The 14,114-nt window shown below is 67.6% G+C and carries 13 protein-coding genes; 12 read left to right on the forward strand and 1 reads right to left on the reverse strand.

What is annotated here, in order from left to right:
- Positions 1-103: 103 nt before the first annotated feature.
- The 6 genes from thiO (at position 104) to LGY53_RS08620 (ending at position 5,290) form a co-directional block, all read left to right on the forward strand.
- Positions 104-1,177 carry a glycine oxidase ThiO gene (gene thiO / locus LGY53_RS08595; protein ID WP_225726084.1) on the forward strand — a complete coding sequence of 358 codons (1,074 nt, stop codon included), beginning with the start codon at positions 104-106 and terminating at the stop codon, positions 1,175-1,177.
- Positions 1,174-1,392, forward strand: coding sequence for a sulfur carrier protein ThiS (gene thiS, locus LGY53_RS08600; RefSeq protein ID WP_225726085.1), 219 nt, complete (start codon positions 1,174-1,176; stop codon positions 1,390-1,392). Before thiO ends, thiS begins: the two co-directional genes overlap by 4 nt.
- Positions 1,393-1,438: 46 nt before the next feature.
- The gene (locus tag LGY53_RS08605) at positions 1,439-2,143 is read left to right on the forward strand and encodes a thiazole synthase (protein WP_374111157.1); all 705 of its coding nucleotides are present in this window, start codon (positions 1,439-1,441) and stop codon (positions 2,141-2,143) included.
- 118 nt (positions 2,144-2,261) lie between these two features.
- Positions 2,262-3,206 (forward strand): ABC transporter ATP-binding protein, encoded by a 945-nt coding sequence (locus tag LGY53_RS08610; protein ID WP_225726087.1) that lies wholly within the window; start codon positions 2,262-2,264, stop codon positions 3,204-3,206.
- A complete protein-coding gene (locus LGY53_RS08615) occupies positions 3,206-4,006 on the forward strand; it encodes an ABC transporter permease (protein WP_225726088.1) in 801 nt (266 codons plus the stop codon). Before LGY53_RS08610 ends, LGY53_RS08615 begins: the two co-directional genes overlap by 1 nt.
- A 519-nt stretch (positions 4,007-4,525) precedes the next feature.
- A complete protein-coding gene (locus tag LGY53_RS08620; protein WP_225726284.1) occupies positions 4,526-5,290 on the forward strand; it encodes an adenylate/guanylate cyclase domain-containing protein in 765 nt (254 codons plus the stop codon).
- Between the two features lies 1 nt (position 5,291).
- Here LGY53_RS08620 and LGY53_RS08625 read toward each other — a convergent pair whose 3' ends face one another.
- Positions 5,292-5,441, reverse strand: a complete 150-nt coding sequence (locus LGY53_RS08625; protein WP_167471252.1) for a hypothetical protein — start codon at positions 5,439-5,441, stop codon at positions 5,292-5,294.
- A gap of 174 nt (positions 5,442-5,615) precedes the next feature.
- Between LGY53_RS08625 and LGY53_RS08630 the strand changes: the two genes are divergently transcribed.
- The 6 genes from LGY53_RS08630 to LGY53_RS08655 are packed head-to-tail and all read left to right on the forward strand — an operon-like array spanning position 5,616 to position 14,114.
- Complete coding sequence (locus LGY53_RS08630) at positions 5,616-7,331, forward strand: acyclic terpene utilization AtuA family protein (RefSeq protein WP_225726089.1); 1,716 nt, start codon at positions 5,616-5,618, stop codon at positions 7,329-7,331.
- Positions 7,328-8,479, forward strand: a complete 1,152-nt coding sequence (locus LGY53_RS08635; protein ID WP_225726090.1) for an acyl-CoA dehydrogenase family protein — start codon at positions 7,328-7,330, stop codon at positions 8,477-8,479. The genes LGY53_RS08630 and LGY53_RS08635 overlap by 4 nt, the downstream gene beginning before the upstream one ends.
- The gene (locus LGY53_RS08640; protein ID WP_225726091.1) at positions 8,476-10,074 is read left to right on the forward strand and encodes an acyl-CoA carboxylase subunit beta; all 1,599 of its coding nucleotides are present in this window, start codon (positions 8,476-8,478) and stop codon (positions 10,072-10,074) included. Before LGY53_RS08635 ends, LGY53_RS08640 begins: the two co-directional genes overlap by 4 nt.
- Before the next feature lie 6 nt (positions 10,075-10,080).
- Positions 10,081-12,135, forward strand: coding sequence for a biotin carboxylase N-terminal domain-containing protein (locus LGY53_RS08645; protein WP_225726092.1), 2,055 nt, complete (start codon positions 10,081-10,083; stop codon positions 12,133-12,135).
- 9 nt (positions 12,136-12,144) lie between these two features.
- Entirely contained in the window at positions 12,145-13,305 is a 1,161-nt protein-coding gene (locus LGY53_RS08650; RefSeq protein ID WP_225726093.1) for an acyl-CoA dehydrogenase family protein, read from the forward strand.
- Between the two features lie 8 nt (positions 13,306-13,313).
- Entirely contained in the window at positions 13,314-14,114 is an 801-nt protein-coding gene (locus tag LGY53_RS08655; RefSeq protein ID WP_225726094.1) for an enoyl-CoA hydratase family protein, read from the forward strand.

The raw sequence follows: 14,114 nt of genomic DNA on the forward strand, positions 1-14,114 counted from the left end.
CGCGCTACCGTGGGGATGCGAACAGGCGGCGATCGAGATCGCCGCGCGCGGAGCGAGCTCGCCCCGCCGGTTGGGCGCACACGAGTACAGAGGTGAGGAACGAATGCGGACTGTTGCCGTCGTCGGCGGCGGCGCGATCGGGCTGGCGGTGGCCTGGCGGGCCGCGACGCGGGGCTGGTCGGTCACGCTCTTCGATCCGGCCGTCGGTTCGGGGGCCTCCTGGGTGGCGGGCGGCATGCTCGCACCGCTTTCGGAGGGCTGGCCCGGTGAGGACCGGGCGCTCGAATTCGGCGCCGCCTCGCTGGCGCGCTGGCCGGAATTCGCCGAAGAGATCCGGCGGGCAACGGGTGTCGACGTTTTCGTCGCCGATGCGACGGTGTTGGTCGCGCTGGACGCCGCCGACGCCGCCGACCTGCACACGATCGCCGACTGGGTCGGCGCCCGCGGCCACGAGCTGCGGCTGCTCGACCGGGCCGGGGTGCGTGCGCTGGAGCCGTCGCTGGCCCGCACCGTCCGCGCCGGACTGCTCGCCCCCGCCGAACCGGCCATCGACAATCGGAAGCTGGTCACCGCGCTGCGGCAGGCGGCGGAACAGGCCGGTGTCGAGTTCCGGGCCGAAACGGTCGAATCGCTCGACCACCTGCCGCACGATCAGGTCATTCTCGCCGCGGGTGCGGCCTCGGCCCGGCTGTGGCCGGGACTGCCGGTCCGCCCGGTGAAGGGGGAGATTCTGCGCCTGCGCCGCAGGCCGGGTTCGCCGCCGCCGCCCGCGCGGGTGATCCGGGCCAGGGTGCACGGCAGACCGGTCTATCTGGTGCCGCGCGCGGACGGAATCGTCGTCGGCGCGACGCAGTACGAGGCGGGCTTCGACACCGCCGTCACCGTCGCGGGCGTGCGCGACCTGATCGCCGACGCCGAGGCCATCGTGCCCGGCATCGGCGAGTACGAATTGGCCGAGGCGAGCGCGGGTTCGCGTCCGGGCAGCCAGGACAATCTGCCGCTGATCGGCCGGCTGTCCGACCGGGTCGTCGCGGCCACCGGACACGGACGCAACGGCATGCTCGCCGTCCCGCTCACCGCCGACGCGGTGCTGGCCGTACTCGCCGGATCGGCGCTGCCGGAGGCGGAAGCGGCCGATACCCAACGTCTTTCGTTATTCACAGGAGGTATTCGATGAGTGCCACGGCCATCCCGATCGGGGTCACCGTCAACGGGCGCGAGCACGAGTTCGCCGAATCGCTGACGGTGCGTGAGCTTTTGACGCGGCTCGAGCTGCCGACACAGGGTGTCGCCGTCGCGGTGGACGGCGCGGTGTTCCCGAAGTCGCGTTGGGACGAGCCGGTCGGGCGCGGTTGGGCGATCGAGGTTTTGACGGCGGTGCAGGGTGGCTGAGGACGTATTCCGCATCGCCGACCGGGAATTCGGCTCGCGGCTGATCATGGGCACCGGCGGCGCGGACAATCTCGCCGTGCTGGAGGAGGCCCTGCTGGCCTCGGGCACCGAGCTGACCACGGTCGCGATGCGCCGGGTCGATGCCGTCGGCGGCACCGGCGTGCTGGAACTGCTGAAGCGCCTCGGCATTTCGCCGCTGCCGAATACCGCCGGCTGTCGCACGGCGGCCGAGGCGGTGCTCACCGCGCGGCTGGCCGCCGAGGCGCTCGACACCAACTGGGTGAAGCTGGAGGTGATCGCCGACGAGCGAACCCTGCTGCCGGACCCGATCGAATTGCTCAGCGCCGCCGAACAATTGGTGGACGCGGGCTTCATCGTGCTGCCGTACACCACCGACGATCCGGTGCTGGCCCGCCGCCTGGAGGACGCGGGTTGCGCGGCGGTGATGCCGCTCGGCGCGCCGATCGGCACCGGCCTCGGCATCGGCAATCCGCACAATATCGAGATGATCGTCGCAGCGGCGGGCGTCCCGGTCATCCTCGACGCCGGTATCGGCACCGCGAGCGACGCCGCGCTCGCGATGGAACTCGGTTGCTCGGCGGTGCTGTTGGCGACCGCCGTGACTCGGGCCAAGGAACCGGCGCTGATGGCCGCCGCGATGGCCGACGGCGTGCGCGCGGGCCGACTCGCCCGCCGCGCCGGACGCATTCCGAAACGTTTCTGGGCTCAGGCCTCGTCGCCGTCGCTTTGACGGGTTCGCAGGTCACCGACTCAGGGGAGAGCTCGGGGGTCCGGTCATCCTCGAGGATGACCGAACTCGACACCTTCTAGTGACGCGCGCGCGGCGTTTTTGCGGAATGCTTGGCGGCATGATCGAGCTGAGAGGCCTGACCAAACACTATGGCCAGACCGTCGCGGTTCAGGATCTGTCCTTCACCGTTCACCCCGGACAGGTGACTGGCTTCCTGGGGCCGAACGGCGCTGGTAAATCGACCACCATGCGGATGATCCTCGGCCTGGACAAGCCCACCGCGGGCACCGCGCTCATCCAGGGCAAGCCGTACGCCGAGTTGGACCATCCGCTGCGCACAGTCGGCGCGCTGCTCGACGCCAAGTGGGTGCATCCGAATCGGTCGGCGCGGGCGCATCTGCAGTGGTTGGCCGCGTCCAACGACATCCCCGCCACGCGCGTGGAAGAGGTGCTGCGGCTGGTCGGCCTTTCCGAGGTGGCGAACAAGGGTGCCGGCGGTTTCTCGCTCGGCATGTCGCAGCGGCTCGGCTTGGCGGGCGCGCTACTCGGCGATCCGCAGGTGCTGCTGTTCGACGAGCCGGTCAACGGCCTGGACCCGGAGGGCATCCTGTGGATCCGCCGGTTCATGCAGCGGCTGGCGTCCGAGGGCCGCACCGTGTTGGTGTCCAGCCATCTGCTCTCCGAAATGGCCTTGACCGCCGAACATCTCGTCGTCATCGGCCGCGGGCAGCTGATCTCCGATTCCACCACACAGGAATTCGTCGAGCGCGCCTCGGAATCGACGGTGCGCGTGCGCAGTCCGCAGCTGGATCAGCTGCGCAGCCTGCTCACCTCCAACGGTATGACGGTTCGCGAGGTCGGCGACGGCCAGGACGGTCCCGCGCTGGTCGTCGCGGGGGTCACCAGCGACGCGGTCGGAAAACTGGCCGGCGCCAACGACATCACGCTCTACGAGCTCGCGCCGCAGCGTGCCTCGCTGGAGGAGGCGTTCATGCGGATGACCGGTGGTGCGGTGCAGTACCACGGTGAGGGTTTCGATCAGGTGATGGGAGGTGCCCTCTGATGGGCGTATTGGCCGCGGAACGCATCAAACTCACCTCCACCCGCTCGCCCTGGTGGTGCACGGCGCTGACCGTGGTGTTCGCGCTTGGTATTTCGGCGCTGTTCGGTCTGTTGCTGAACGTCTCGCGCAGCGCGTGGGAGAAGGATCCCTCGATCGCCACCGAACCGCCGCGTGCGGTGAACGGCCTTGCCGTGATCGGCATCACCGGCGCGGGCGGCATTCCCGGCTTCGGCTACATCCTGATCATGATCCTGGCCGCGCTCGCGATCACCAACGAATACCGTTTCGGCACAATCAAAGCCACCTTCCTGGCGATGCCGAAGCGGACCCCGGTGCTGGTGACCAAGGCGAGCATGATCGCGGTGGGCGGCGCGCTGCTCTCGGCGGTGCTGACCTTCCTGAGCTTCTTCATCCTGCAGGCGGTGACCACGGCCGAGGTCGGCCGGGAACTGAGCCTGGTGCACGGTGAGTTGGACATCTTCTACAAGGTCCCGATCTTCGTCGCGCTCACCGTCTTCCTGGCGGTGGCGGTCGGCACGCTGCTGCGGCAGTCGGCGGGCGCGCTCTCGCTGCTGATCGTGTGGCCGGTGCTGATCGAACCGATCGTCCGGGCGTTCGGCAAGTACGGCAAGAACATTCAGGTGTTCCTGCCCTTCGAGAACGCGGGCCGCTTCCTCGGCACGGTGCCGGATTCCAGCTACTGGCACTGGGGTCCGTGGGCGAGCCTGATCTATTTCGCGGCCATCGTCGCCATTGTCTTCGGCGCCGCGCTGTTCGTACTGAACAAGCGCGACGCATGAGGTGAGCTGACCCGAGTAGCCCTCCCTCGCCACTCGGGTTGTGGATACCGACCTTGTCGGGAGGTGCGGTATCCGGCCACCGCCAGCCACTGCCCGGCGGCGGTGTGAACTATCGGCCCGGTGTGATCCCCTTCGCACCGGGCCGGTGGTGTACCCGGCAGGTAAACATCAGAACAACTCCGGCCGAGTGTGATCGGGATCGCTTCCAATCGGTAATGGCCATCACTAACCTGGCTGCCAGCAACCATCGTGTTATCCATCGGCGGACCCAAGGACGTGTTCGCTCCGCCCGATGAGAGGTGCAAGGTGGCGATCATTGGTAACGAGCCGACCGTAGATCGGCTGCGATACGCTCGGGACGTGACCCGTACCCCTTCCGGCGGCGCTGATTCCGGCCCCGCGCCGGAGGACGAAAATGGTGTGCCGCCCGAGGTGGTCATCCCGCTGGTGCCCGCCGATACGCCGGAGCCGCGTCGCCGGACCGGGTTCGGCAGGCGGCCGGGACAGCTCTCCGCGTTGATGAATGCCGCCGGGCAGCGCCCCGATCTGATCGGTGTGCTCCGCAAGGGACGTGAGCTACTGCCCGGCGATCCGTCGTTCGGCGATCCGCTGTCGGTGACCGGGCCCGGCGGCGCCCGCGCGGTCGCGCGCGCCGCGGACAAATTGGTCGGTGATACCCCTAGTGCGGCGCGTGAGATCGGCTTCGGCGCACTGCAGGTCTGGCAGGCGATGCTGGAGCGGATGGGCCGAGGCAAGGGTAGCCAAGAAATAACTGTCATGTTCACCGATCTGGTGGCCTTCTCCAGCTGGTCGCTCTCCGCGGGCGACGAGGCGACACTCGATCTGCTGCGCCGGGTGGCCAAGGCTGTCGAACCGCCGATCGCCGAGCGCGGCGGTCAGGTGGTCAAGCGGATGGGCGACGGCGTGATGGCCGTCTTCCCGTCGGCCGATCGCGCGGTGCGCGCCGCGATGGCGGCGAAGAGCAATTTGTCCGGCGTCGACTACCGCGGTTATCAGCCGCAGATGCGGATCGGTTTGCACACCGGCTCGCCCCGGGAGATCGGCGGCGATTGGCTCGGCGTCGACGTCACCATCGCCGCGCGGGTGATGGAGTCGGCGGGCAACGGCAACACCATGCTCTCCGAATCGACATTGCAGGCGCTGAAGCCGGAGACGCTCGCGGAGCTGGGCCTGGTGGCCAAACCGTATCGCCGCAGCTTCTTCGCCGCGCCGCTGAGCGGAGTGCCGGAGGATCTGCGGATCTTCCGGCTCTCGGAGAACTGAACTACTTCAGCCAGAGGAAGGCGCCGACAGCGGCGAGAACCGCGCATACGCCGAGTGCGATCGACAGCGGACGCGCGGTTTTCCACGTCGTGTACGCCCCGCCGATGAGGAATCCGGCCAGGGCGAACAGGATGATTACCGCTGCGGTCACCCCTCGATTCTGCATGCCGTCTCATCTCGGTTTTTCGCGGCCCGGCGGCCTTTTGAGATAACAAGCACGCGTGCTTGCTTTTTTCTCGGACCGATGTGATGCTGGTCTCCGGAACGTGGACCACATCGGGGTGGCGGCGCTCGCCCCGGTCCAGTACAGGAGGCATACCCGCTGATGAGTACGCTGGCCGCCGACCCGGACCTGATCCGGATCGGCAACTGTTCCGGCTTCTACGGTGACCGATTCGGTGCGATGCGCGAGATGCTCGAGGGTGGGCGGCTCGATGTGCTCACCGGTGACTACCTCGCCGAGCTGACCATGCTGATCCTCGGCCGCGACCGGATGAAGGATCCGAGCCTCGGCTACGCGAAGACCTTCGTCCGCCAGATCGAGGACTGCCTCGGGCTGGCGCTGGAGCGCAAGGTGCGGATCGTCGCCAACGCGGGCGGCCTGAATCCGGCGGGGCTGGCCGAACAACTGCGCAAGGTCGCCGCCGACCTCGGGCTGGACGCCAAGATCGCATACGTCACCGGCGACGATTTGACCGGGCGCGCAAGCGAACTGGGCCTCGGCACGCCGCTCACCGCCAATGCCTACCTCGGAGCGTTCGGCATCGCGGCCTGCCTGGACGCCGGCGCCGATATCGTCGTCACCGGACGGATCACCGACGCCTCAGTGGTCGTCGGCCCGGCCGCCGCACACTTCGGTTGGAGCGCAACGGATTACGATCAGTTGGCCGGTGCGGTGGTGGCCGGGCATGTGATCGAATGCGGCACCCAGGCCACCGGCGGTAACTTCGCCTTCTTCACCGAAATCGCCGATCTCGGGCGGCCCGGCTTCCCGATCGCCGAAATCCGTAGGGACGGTAGCAGCGTCATCACCAAACATGATGGCACCGGCGGTGCGGTGACGGTGGATACCGTTGCGGCGCAACTGATGTACGAGATCCAGGGTGCGCGCTACGCCGGGCCGGACGTCACCGCGCGGCTGGACAGCATCCGGCTCGGCCAGGACGGCCCGGACCGGGTGTTGATCGACGGCGTCATCGGCGAGGCGCCGCCGCCGCGGCTGAAGGTCTCGCTGAATACGCTCGGCGGCTTCCGCAACGAGATGGAATTCGTGCTCACCGGACTCGATATCGAGGCGAAAGCCGAACTGGCACAGCGGCAATTGGAATCCTGGCTGCCGGTGCGGCCCGCCGAGCTGACCTGGACGCTGGCCCGGCTGGACCGGCCGGACGCCGAGACCGAGGAACAGGCCAGCGCGCTGCTGCGCTGCGTGGTGCGCGATCCGGATCCGAACCGGGTGGGCCGGGCGTTCTCGAACGTCGCGGTGGAACTGGCCCTGGCCAGCTACCCCGGCTGCACCTTTACCACCCTGCCCGGCAACGGATCTCCGTACGGGGTGTTCACGCCGGGCTATGTCGACGCGGCCGAGGTGCCGCATATCGCGGTGCTGCCGAACGGCGACCGGATCGATATCGCGCCCGCCGCGCAAACCCGAGAGCTGACCGAGGTTCCGCCGCCGCCGCTGCCGGAACCGTTGCCGCCGAGCGAAACCCGGCGCGCACCGCTGGGTGCCGTCGCCCTGGCCCGCAGCGGGGACAAGGGCGGCAACGCCAATATCGGCGTCTGGGTGCGCGACGACGACCAGTGGCGCTGGCTGGTGCACACACTCACCGTCGCCCGGCTGAAAGAGCTACTGCCCGAGACGGCTTCGCTCACCGTCACCCGCCACGTACTGCCCAACCTGCGCGCCGTGAACTTCATCGTCGAAGACCTGCTCGGCCAGGGCGTCGCGTATCAGGCCCGATTCGATCCACAGGCCAAGGGGCTCGGCGAATGGCTGCGGTCCCGTCACCTCGACATTCCGGTGGAGCTGCTGAAATGACGCAATTGTGGGATACGCCGGAACGGCGCGAATTACGGTCCACCGTAAGGAGTTTCGTAGACCGAGAGGTGCTGACCTACCTCGACGAATGGGAGCGGGCCGGAGAGATCCCGCGCGAGCTGCACAAGAAGGCGGGCGCGCTCGGCCTGCTCGGCGCGCAATTCCCGGAATCGGCGGGCGGTTCCGGGGGCGACGGCGTCGACGCCATGATCGTCTGCGAGGAATTCCATCAGGCCGGCGCCTCCGGCGGGCTGTTCGCCTCGCTGTTCACCTGCGGCATCTCGGTGCCGCACATCATCGCCTCCGGCAATGCCGCGCAGATCGAGCGGTGGGTGCGCCCGACGCTGGCCGGGGAGCGGATCGGATCGCTTGCCATCACCGAACCCGATGGCGGATCGGATGTTTCGCATCTGCGCACCACCGCGCGCCGCGACGGTGACCATTACATAGTCAACGGCGCGAAGACCTACATCACCTCCGGCGTGCGCGCCGATTTCGTCGTCACCGCCGTGCGCACCGGCGGGCCGAGCTCCGGTGGCATCTCGCTGCTCATCATCGATAAGGACACACCGGGTTTCACGGTCAGCCGCAAGCTGGAGAAGATGGGCTGGCTCGCCTCCGATACGGCCGAGCTGTCCTACGTCGACGTGCGGGTGCCGGTGGAAAACCTGGTCGGGCCGGAGAATTCGGGGTTCCTCCAGATCGCGGGCGCGTTCGTCAGCGAGCGGGTCGGCCTCGCGATACAGGCGTATTCGAGCGCGCAACGCTGCCTGGACCTCACGCTGGAGTGGGTGCGCAGCCGGGAAACCTTCGGGCGCAAGCTGATCACCAGACAGGCCGTGCAGAACACGGTGACCGAAATGGCCCGGCGCATCGATGTCGCCCGCGTATACACCCGGAGCGTGGTGCAGCGCGCCGCCGAGGGCGAAACCGATCTGATCGCCGAGGTGTGCTTCGCCAAGAACACCGCCGTCGAGGCCGGTGAGTGGGTGGCCAATCAGGCTGTCCAACTCTTCGGCGGGCTCGGCTATATGCGCGAGGCCGAGATCGAGCGACAGTACCGCGATATGCGAATCCTCGGAATCGGCGGTGGCACAACCGAAATCCTCACCGGCCTGGCCGCGAAACGATTGGGGTACCAGTCATGACAGCCTTGCGTAGCACGTTGGACTCGAACTCGGCGGACTACGCCGCGGCCGCGGAGGCGATGTCGGCCAAGCTGCTTGAGGTGGAGGCGGAATTCGCCAAGAATATCGCGGGCGGCGGCCCGGATAAGCTGGCTCGGCATCGCAAGCGCGGCAAGCTGACCGCGCGTGAGCGCATCGAACTGCTCATCGATGAGGATTCGCCGTTCCTGGAACTGTGCCCACTTGCCGCCTGGGGCAGCGAATTCCACGTCGGCGCGAGCGTTATCGCGGGCATCGGCATCGTCGAGGGCGTCGAATGCATGATCGTCGCACCGGATCCGACGGTGCGCGGCGGCACCTCGAACCCGTGGACGCTGCGTAAAAACCTGCGGATGAACGATATCGCCAGGGAGAACCGGCTGCCGGTGATCGGTCTCGTCGAATCCGGCGGCGCCGACTTGCCTACGCAGAAGGAGGTTTTCGTACCCGGCGGGCGGATGTTCCGCGACCTGACCCGGCTTTCGGCCGAGGGCGTCCCGACCATCGCGCTGGTGTTCGGCAATTCGACCGCGGGCGGGGCGTACATCCCGGGCATGTCCGACTACACGGTGATGATCAAGGAACGTTCCAAGGTATTCCTCGGCGGTCCGCCGCTGGTGAAGATGGCCACCGGCGAGGAGTCCGACGACGAATCGCTGGGCGGCGCGGATATGCATGCCAGAGTGTCGGGCCTGGCCGATTACCTGGCCGTCGACGAGCAGGACGCGATTCGCATCGGGCGCTCGATCATCAAGCGGCTCAACTGGAAAAAGCAGGGGCGCGCGCCGCGCGGTGCGGTGGCCGAGCCGCTTTTCGACCAGGAGGAGCTGCTCGGCATCGTGCCGTCGGATCTGCGGATCCCGTTCGATCCGCGCGAGGTGATCGCCAGAATCGTCGACGGTTCGGATTTCGACGAGTTCAAACCGCTCTACGGCGGCAGCCTGGTCACCGGATGGGCCGAGCTGCACGGCTATCCGGTGGGCATTCTGGCCAACGCGCGCGGCGTGCTGTTCTCCGAGGAGTCGCAGAAGGCCACCCAGTTCATCCAGCTGGCGAACCAGTCGAATACGCCACTGCTGTTCCTGCACAACACAACCGGCTACATGGTCGGCAAGGAGTTCGAGCAGAAGGGCATCATCAAGCACGGCGCGATGATGATCAACGCAGTATCGAATTCGAAGGTGCCGCATATTTCGGTGCTGATGGGCGCCTCGTACGGCGCGGGCCACTACGGCATGTGCGGGCGGGCCTACGATCCGCGCTTCGTCTTCGCCTGGCCCAGTGCGAAATCCGCCGTCATGGGCGGCGCTCAGCTGGCCGGTGTCATCTCGATCGTCAGCCGGGCCGCCGCCGAATCGCGGGGCCTGCCGTTCGACGAGGAGGCCGATGCGGGCATGCGCGCCATGGTGGAGGCACAGATCGAGGCCGAATCGCTGCCGATGTTCATGTCGGGGCGGCTGTACGACGACGGGGTGATCGATCCGCGCGATACCAGGACGGTGTTGGGAATGGCCTTGTCCGCCATCCACAATGCCCCGATCAAGGGCGCCGAGGGCTTCGGCGTATTCCGGATGTGAGGCGAAATGACAGCATCGCGTAGCGATTCGGTGGGGGGCGGCGGCCGGGTGACGGGTGGGCTGATAACGAGTGTTCTGGTTGCCAACCGCGGCGAGATCGCGCGACGGGTATTCGCCACCTGTCGCCGCATGGGCTTGAGCACCGTCGCGGTGTATTCCGACGCGGATGCCGCGGCCCCGCATGTCACGGAAGCCGATGCGGCCGTTCGACTTCCGGGCAATACCCCGGCCGAGACCTATCTGCGCGGCGATCTGGTGATCGAGGCCGCGCTCGCGGCGGGCGCCGACGCCATCCACCCCGGATACGGATTCCTTTCCGAGAACGCGGATTTCGCGCGGTCGGTGCAGGCGGCGGGGCTGGTGTGGATCGGGCCGCCGGTGGCGGCGATCGAGCAGATGGGTTCCAAGGTCGCCTCGAAGAAGCTGATGGACGCCGCCGGTGTTCCGGTACTGGCCGAACTGGATCCGGCCGAGGTGACGGCGGCGCAGCTGCCGGTGTTGATCAAGGCATCGGCGGGTGGCGGCGGGCGCGGTATGCGGGTGGTGCGCGATCTCGCCGAGTTGAACGACCAGATCGCCGCCGCGCGTAGGGAGGCCGAATCCGCGTTCGGCGATCCGACGGTCTTCTGCGAGCGCTATCTGGAGACCGGGCGGCATATCGAGGTCCAGGTGATGGCCGACGCGCACGGCACCATCTGGGCGGTCGGCGAGCGCGAATGCTCGATTCAGCGCAGACATCAGAAGGTGGTCGAGGAGGCGCCCTCGCCGCTGGTCGAACGTATCGAGTCGATGCGCGAGCGGTTGTTCGACGCGGCGCGGCTGGCCGCGGGCGCGATCGGCTACACCGGTGCGGGCACGGTCGAATTCCTGGCCGACGAGCAGGGCGATTTCTTCTTCCTGGAGATGAATACCCGTCTGCAGGTGGAACATCCGGTCACCGAATGCACTACGGGGCTCGATCTGGTGCGGTTGCAGCTGACGGTCGCCGACGGCGGCGCGCTACCCGCCGAACCGCCTGCCATGCGCGGTCATTCGATCGAGGTCCGGCTGTACGCCGAGGATCCCGCGCACGAGTGGCAGCCGCAGAGCGGCATCGTTCATCGCATCGATATCCCCTCGGTGACAACGGAATTCGATCTGCTTGACCGGCCGGGCGTGCGCCTGGATTCGGGTGTCGTCGACGGTTCGGCGGTCGGCGTGCACTACGACCCGATGCTGGCCAAGGTCATCTCCTACGCCGAAACCCGCACCGAGGCAGCGCGTTTGCTCGCCAACGCATTACATCGGGCGAAGCTGCACGGCCTGGTGACCAACCGGGATCTGCTGGTCCGGGTGCTGCGTCATCCGGCCTTCCTGGCGGGCGATACCGATACCGCCTTCTTCGAGACGCACGGATTGTCCACTCTCGCGGCACCATTGGTGTCCGAAGGCGATGAGGCGCTGTCCATTGTCGCGGCCGCGCTCGCCGATGCCGCAGCGAATCGCGGTGCCGCCCGCGTCGGTGTTGGTCTGCCGAGCGGCTGGCGCAACCTCCCGTCGCAGTCGCAGGTGAAGCGGTACGAGAGCCGGACAAGCGGAGTGCACGAGGTCGGTTACCGATTCGGCCGCGGCGCGGTGGCGGTGGATGGGCACGACGGGCTCGAACTCGTCGAATCTTCGCCGAACACCGTGGTTTTCGCGGTTCCAGGGGAAAGAGGCCCGGTCCGTAGACAATTCGAAGTTGCCCGCTATGGCGATCTGGTGTGCGTCGACTCGCCGCTTGGCCCGGTGAGCGTGCGCAGGCTGCCGCGCTTCAGCGATCCGGCGGATCAGGTGGCCACCGGATCGTTGCTCGCGCCGATGCCCGGCAGCGTGATCCGGCTCGGCGCGCAGGTCGGCGCGCCGGTGGCGGCCGGACAGCCGATTTTGTGGTTGGAGGCGATGAAGATGGAGCACACCATCGCCGCGCCCGCCGCGGGCGTGCTGACCGCATTGAACGTCACCGTCGGCCAGCAGGTCGACGTCGGCACCGTACTCGCGGTGGTCGAACCCGCCGAAACCGTCGAACCCGCCGCAAATTAGGAGATACCGATGAGCTTCATCGAAACCGAAGAGCAGAAGGCGCTGCGGGCCGCGGTGGCCGCGCTCGCCGCCAAATTCAATTACCGCGACTACGTGCTGCCCAAGGCGCGCAAGAACGAGCCGCTCACCGAATTATGGGACGAGGCGGGCAAACTCGGCTTTCTCGGGGTGAACCTGCCGGAGGAATACGGCGGTGGCGGCGCAGGCATGTACGAGCTGTCGCTGGTGATGGAGGAGCTCTCGGCCCACGGCGCGGGTCTGCTGCTGATGGTGGTGTCCCCGGCCATCTGCGGCACCATCATCACCAAATACGGTACCGACGAGCAGAAGCGGCGTTGGCTGCCGAAGCTCGCCGACGGTTCCGGCAAGATGGTTTTCGGCATCACCGAACCCGATGCGGGCTCCAATTCGCATCAGATCACCACCACCGCGCGCCGCGATGGCGACGACTGGATCCTCAACGGCCGCAAGATCTTCATCTCCGGCGTCGATCAGGCCGAGGCGGTGCTGATCGTCTCGCGCACCGAGGATCACAAGACCGGCAAGCTCAAGCCCGCGCTGTTCATCGTGCCGACCGATGCTCCGGGCTTCCACAAGACGCCGCAGGAAATGGACATCATCGAGCCGGACCATCAGTTCACGCTGTTCCTCGACGATGTGCGGCTGCCGTCGGATGCCTTGGTCGGCAAGGAGGATGCCGCGCTGATGCAGCTGTTCGCCGGTCTGAATCCGGAGCGCATCATGGGCGCGGCGATGGCGGTGGGCATGGGTCGCTACGCCATCGAGCGGGCCGTCGAATATGCCAGGGAGCGGCAGGTGTGGAAGACGCCGATCGGTGCGCACCAAGGCATTTCGCATCCGCTGGCCCAGGTGAAGATCGAGGTGGAGCTGGCCAAGCTGATGATGCAGAAGGCCGCGACGCTCTACGACGCCGGTGACGAGATGGGCGCCGCCGAGGCCGCGAATATGGCGAAATACGCTGCGGCCGAGGCCAGTATCAAGGCGCTCGATCAGGCCATCCAGACGCACGGCGGTTCCGGCCTCACCCGCGAATACGGCCTGGCGGCCATGCTCGCCGCGGCCAGGATCGGCCGGATCGCGCCGGTGAGCCGGGAGATGGTGCTCAACTTCGTCGCGCAGTATTCACTCGGTCTGCCCAAGTCGTACTAGGAGCCGCCATGACGCAGAACGGCACCGCGCCGTATATCCGGTATGCGGTCGAATCAGGTTTCGCCACACTGACCTTCGATTCGCCGCACAATCGCAACGCGTTGTCGTCGAAGCTCGTCGCCGAACTGATCGCCGGGCTGGACCGGGCGGCCGCGGACCCGTCCGTGCGCGGAATAGTGTTGGCGCACACCGGCAATACCTTCTGCGCGGGCGCGGATCTGAGCGAGGCGAGCAATGCCGACCCGGCCGTCGCCGCCGACGAGCGCACCAGGGTGATGATCGGGGTGCTGCGGCGGCTGGTCGAGATCCCCAAGCCGGTGCTCGCGCGGATCGATGGCAATGTGCGGGCAGGCGGCATGGGCATCGTGGCCGCCTGCGACATCGTGGTCGCGGGCCCCGGCAGCTCGTTCGCGCTCACCGAGGTGCGAATCGGCTTGGCGCCCTTCATGATTTCCCTCACGCTGCTGCCGAGGCTGGATGCCAGGGCCGCGAGCCGCTACTACCTGACCGGCGAGAAGTTCGGTCCCGAGGAGGCCGAGCGGATCGGCATGGTGACCGTCGCGGCCGACGATCCGGCGGCCGAGGTGGCCCGGCTGTGCGGTGAGCTGCGCAAGGGTTCGCCGCAGGGCTTGGCCGAGGCGAAACGGCTGGTGAACGCGGCCATACTGGCCGAATTCGATACCTCGGCCGAGGAGTTGGCCCGTCGCTCGGCCAGTTTCTTCGGCACGCCCGAAACCCGGGAAGGCATGCTCGCCTTCCTGCAGCGCCGTCCGCCGAGCTGGGCGGCCGAACCGGGCCGGGCAGAATAA

It is taken from the genome of Nocardia sp. JCM 34519.1, assembly GCF_020361265.1.
GTDB lineage: Bacteria > Actinomycetota > Actinomycetes > Mycobacteriales > Mycobacteriaceae > Nocardia > Nocardia arthritidis_A.

Excerpts from the sequence above, each read along its gene's own strand:
- LGY53_RS08615 (WP_225726088.1), top strand. The coding sequence starts at position 3,206 with ATGGGCGTATTGGCCGCGGAACGCATCAAACTCACCTCCACCCGCTCG.
- LGY53_RS08635 (WP_225726090.1), top strand. The coding sequence starts at position 7,328 with ATGACGCAATTGTGGGATACGCCGGAACGGCGCGAATTACGGTCCACC.
- LGY53_RS08630 (WP_225726089.1), top strand. The coding sequence starts at position 5,616 with ATGAGTACGCTGGCCGCCGACCCGGACCTGATCCGGATCGGCAACTGT.
- LGY53_RS08655 (WP_225726094.1), top strand. The coding sequence starts at position 13,314 with ATGACGCAGAACGGCACCGCGCCGTATATCCGGTATGCGGTCGAATCA.
- LGY53_RS08650 (WP_225726093.1), top strand. The coding sequence starts at position 12,145 with ATGAGCTTCATCGAAACCGAAGAGCAGAAGGCGCTGCGGGCCGCGGTG.
- LGY53_RS08645 (WP_225726092.1), top strand. The coding sequence starts at position 10,081 with ATGACAGCATCGCGTAGCGATTCGGTGGGGGGCGGCGGCCGGGTGACG.
- thiS (WP_225726085.1), top strand. The coding sequence starts at position 1,174 with ATGAGTGCCACGGCCATCCCGATCGGGGTCACCGTCAACGGGCGCGAG.
- LGY53_RS08610 (WP_225726087.1), top strand. The coding sequence starts at position 2,262 with ATGATCGAGCTGAGAGGCCTGACCAAACACTATGGCCAGACCGTCGCG.
- LGY53_RS08640 (WP_225726091.1), top strand. The coding sequence starts at position 8,476 with ATGACAGCCTTGCGTAGCACGTTGGACTCGAACTCGGCGGACTACGCC.
- thiO (WP_225726084.1), top strand. The coding sequence starts at position 104 with ATGCGGACTGTTGCCGTCGTCGGCGGCGGCGCGATCGGGCTGGCGGTG.
- LGY53_RS08605 (WP_374111157.1), top strand. The coding sequence starts at position 1,439 with ATGGGCACCGGCGGCGCGGACAATCTCGCCGTGCTGGAGGAGGCCCTG.
- LGY53_RS08620 (WP_225726284.1), top strand. The coding sequence starts at position 4,526 with ATGAATGCCGCCGGGCAGCGCCCCGATCTGATCGGTGTGCTCCGCAAG.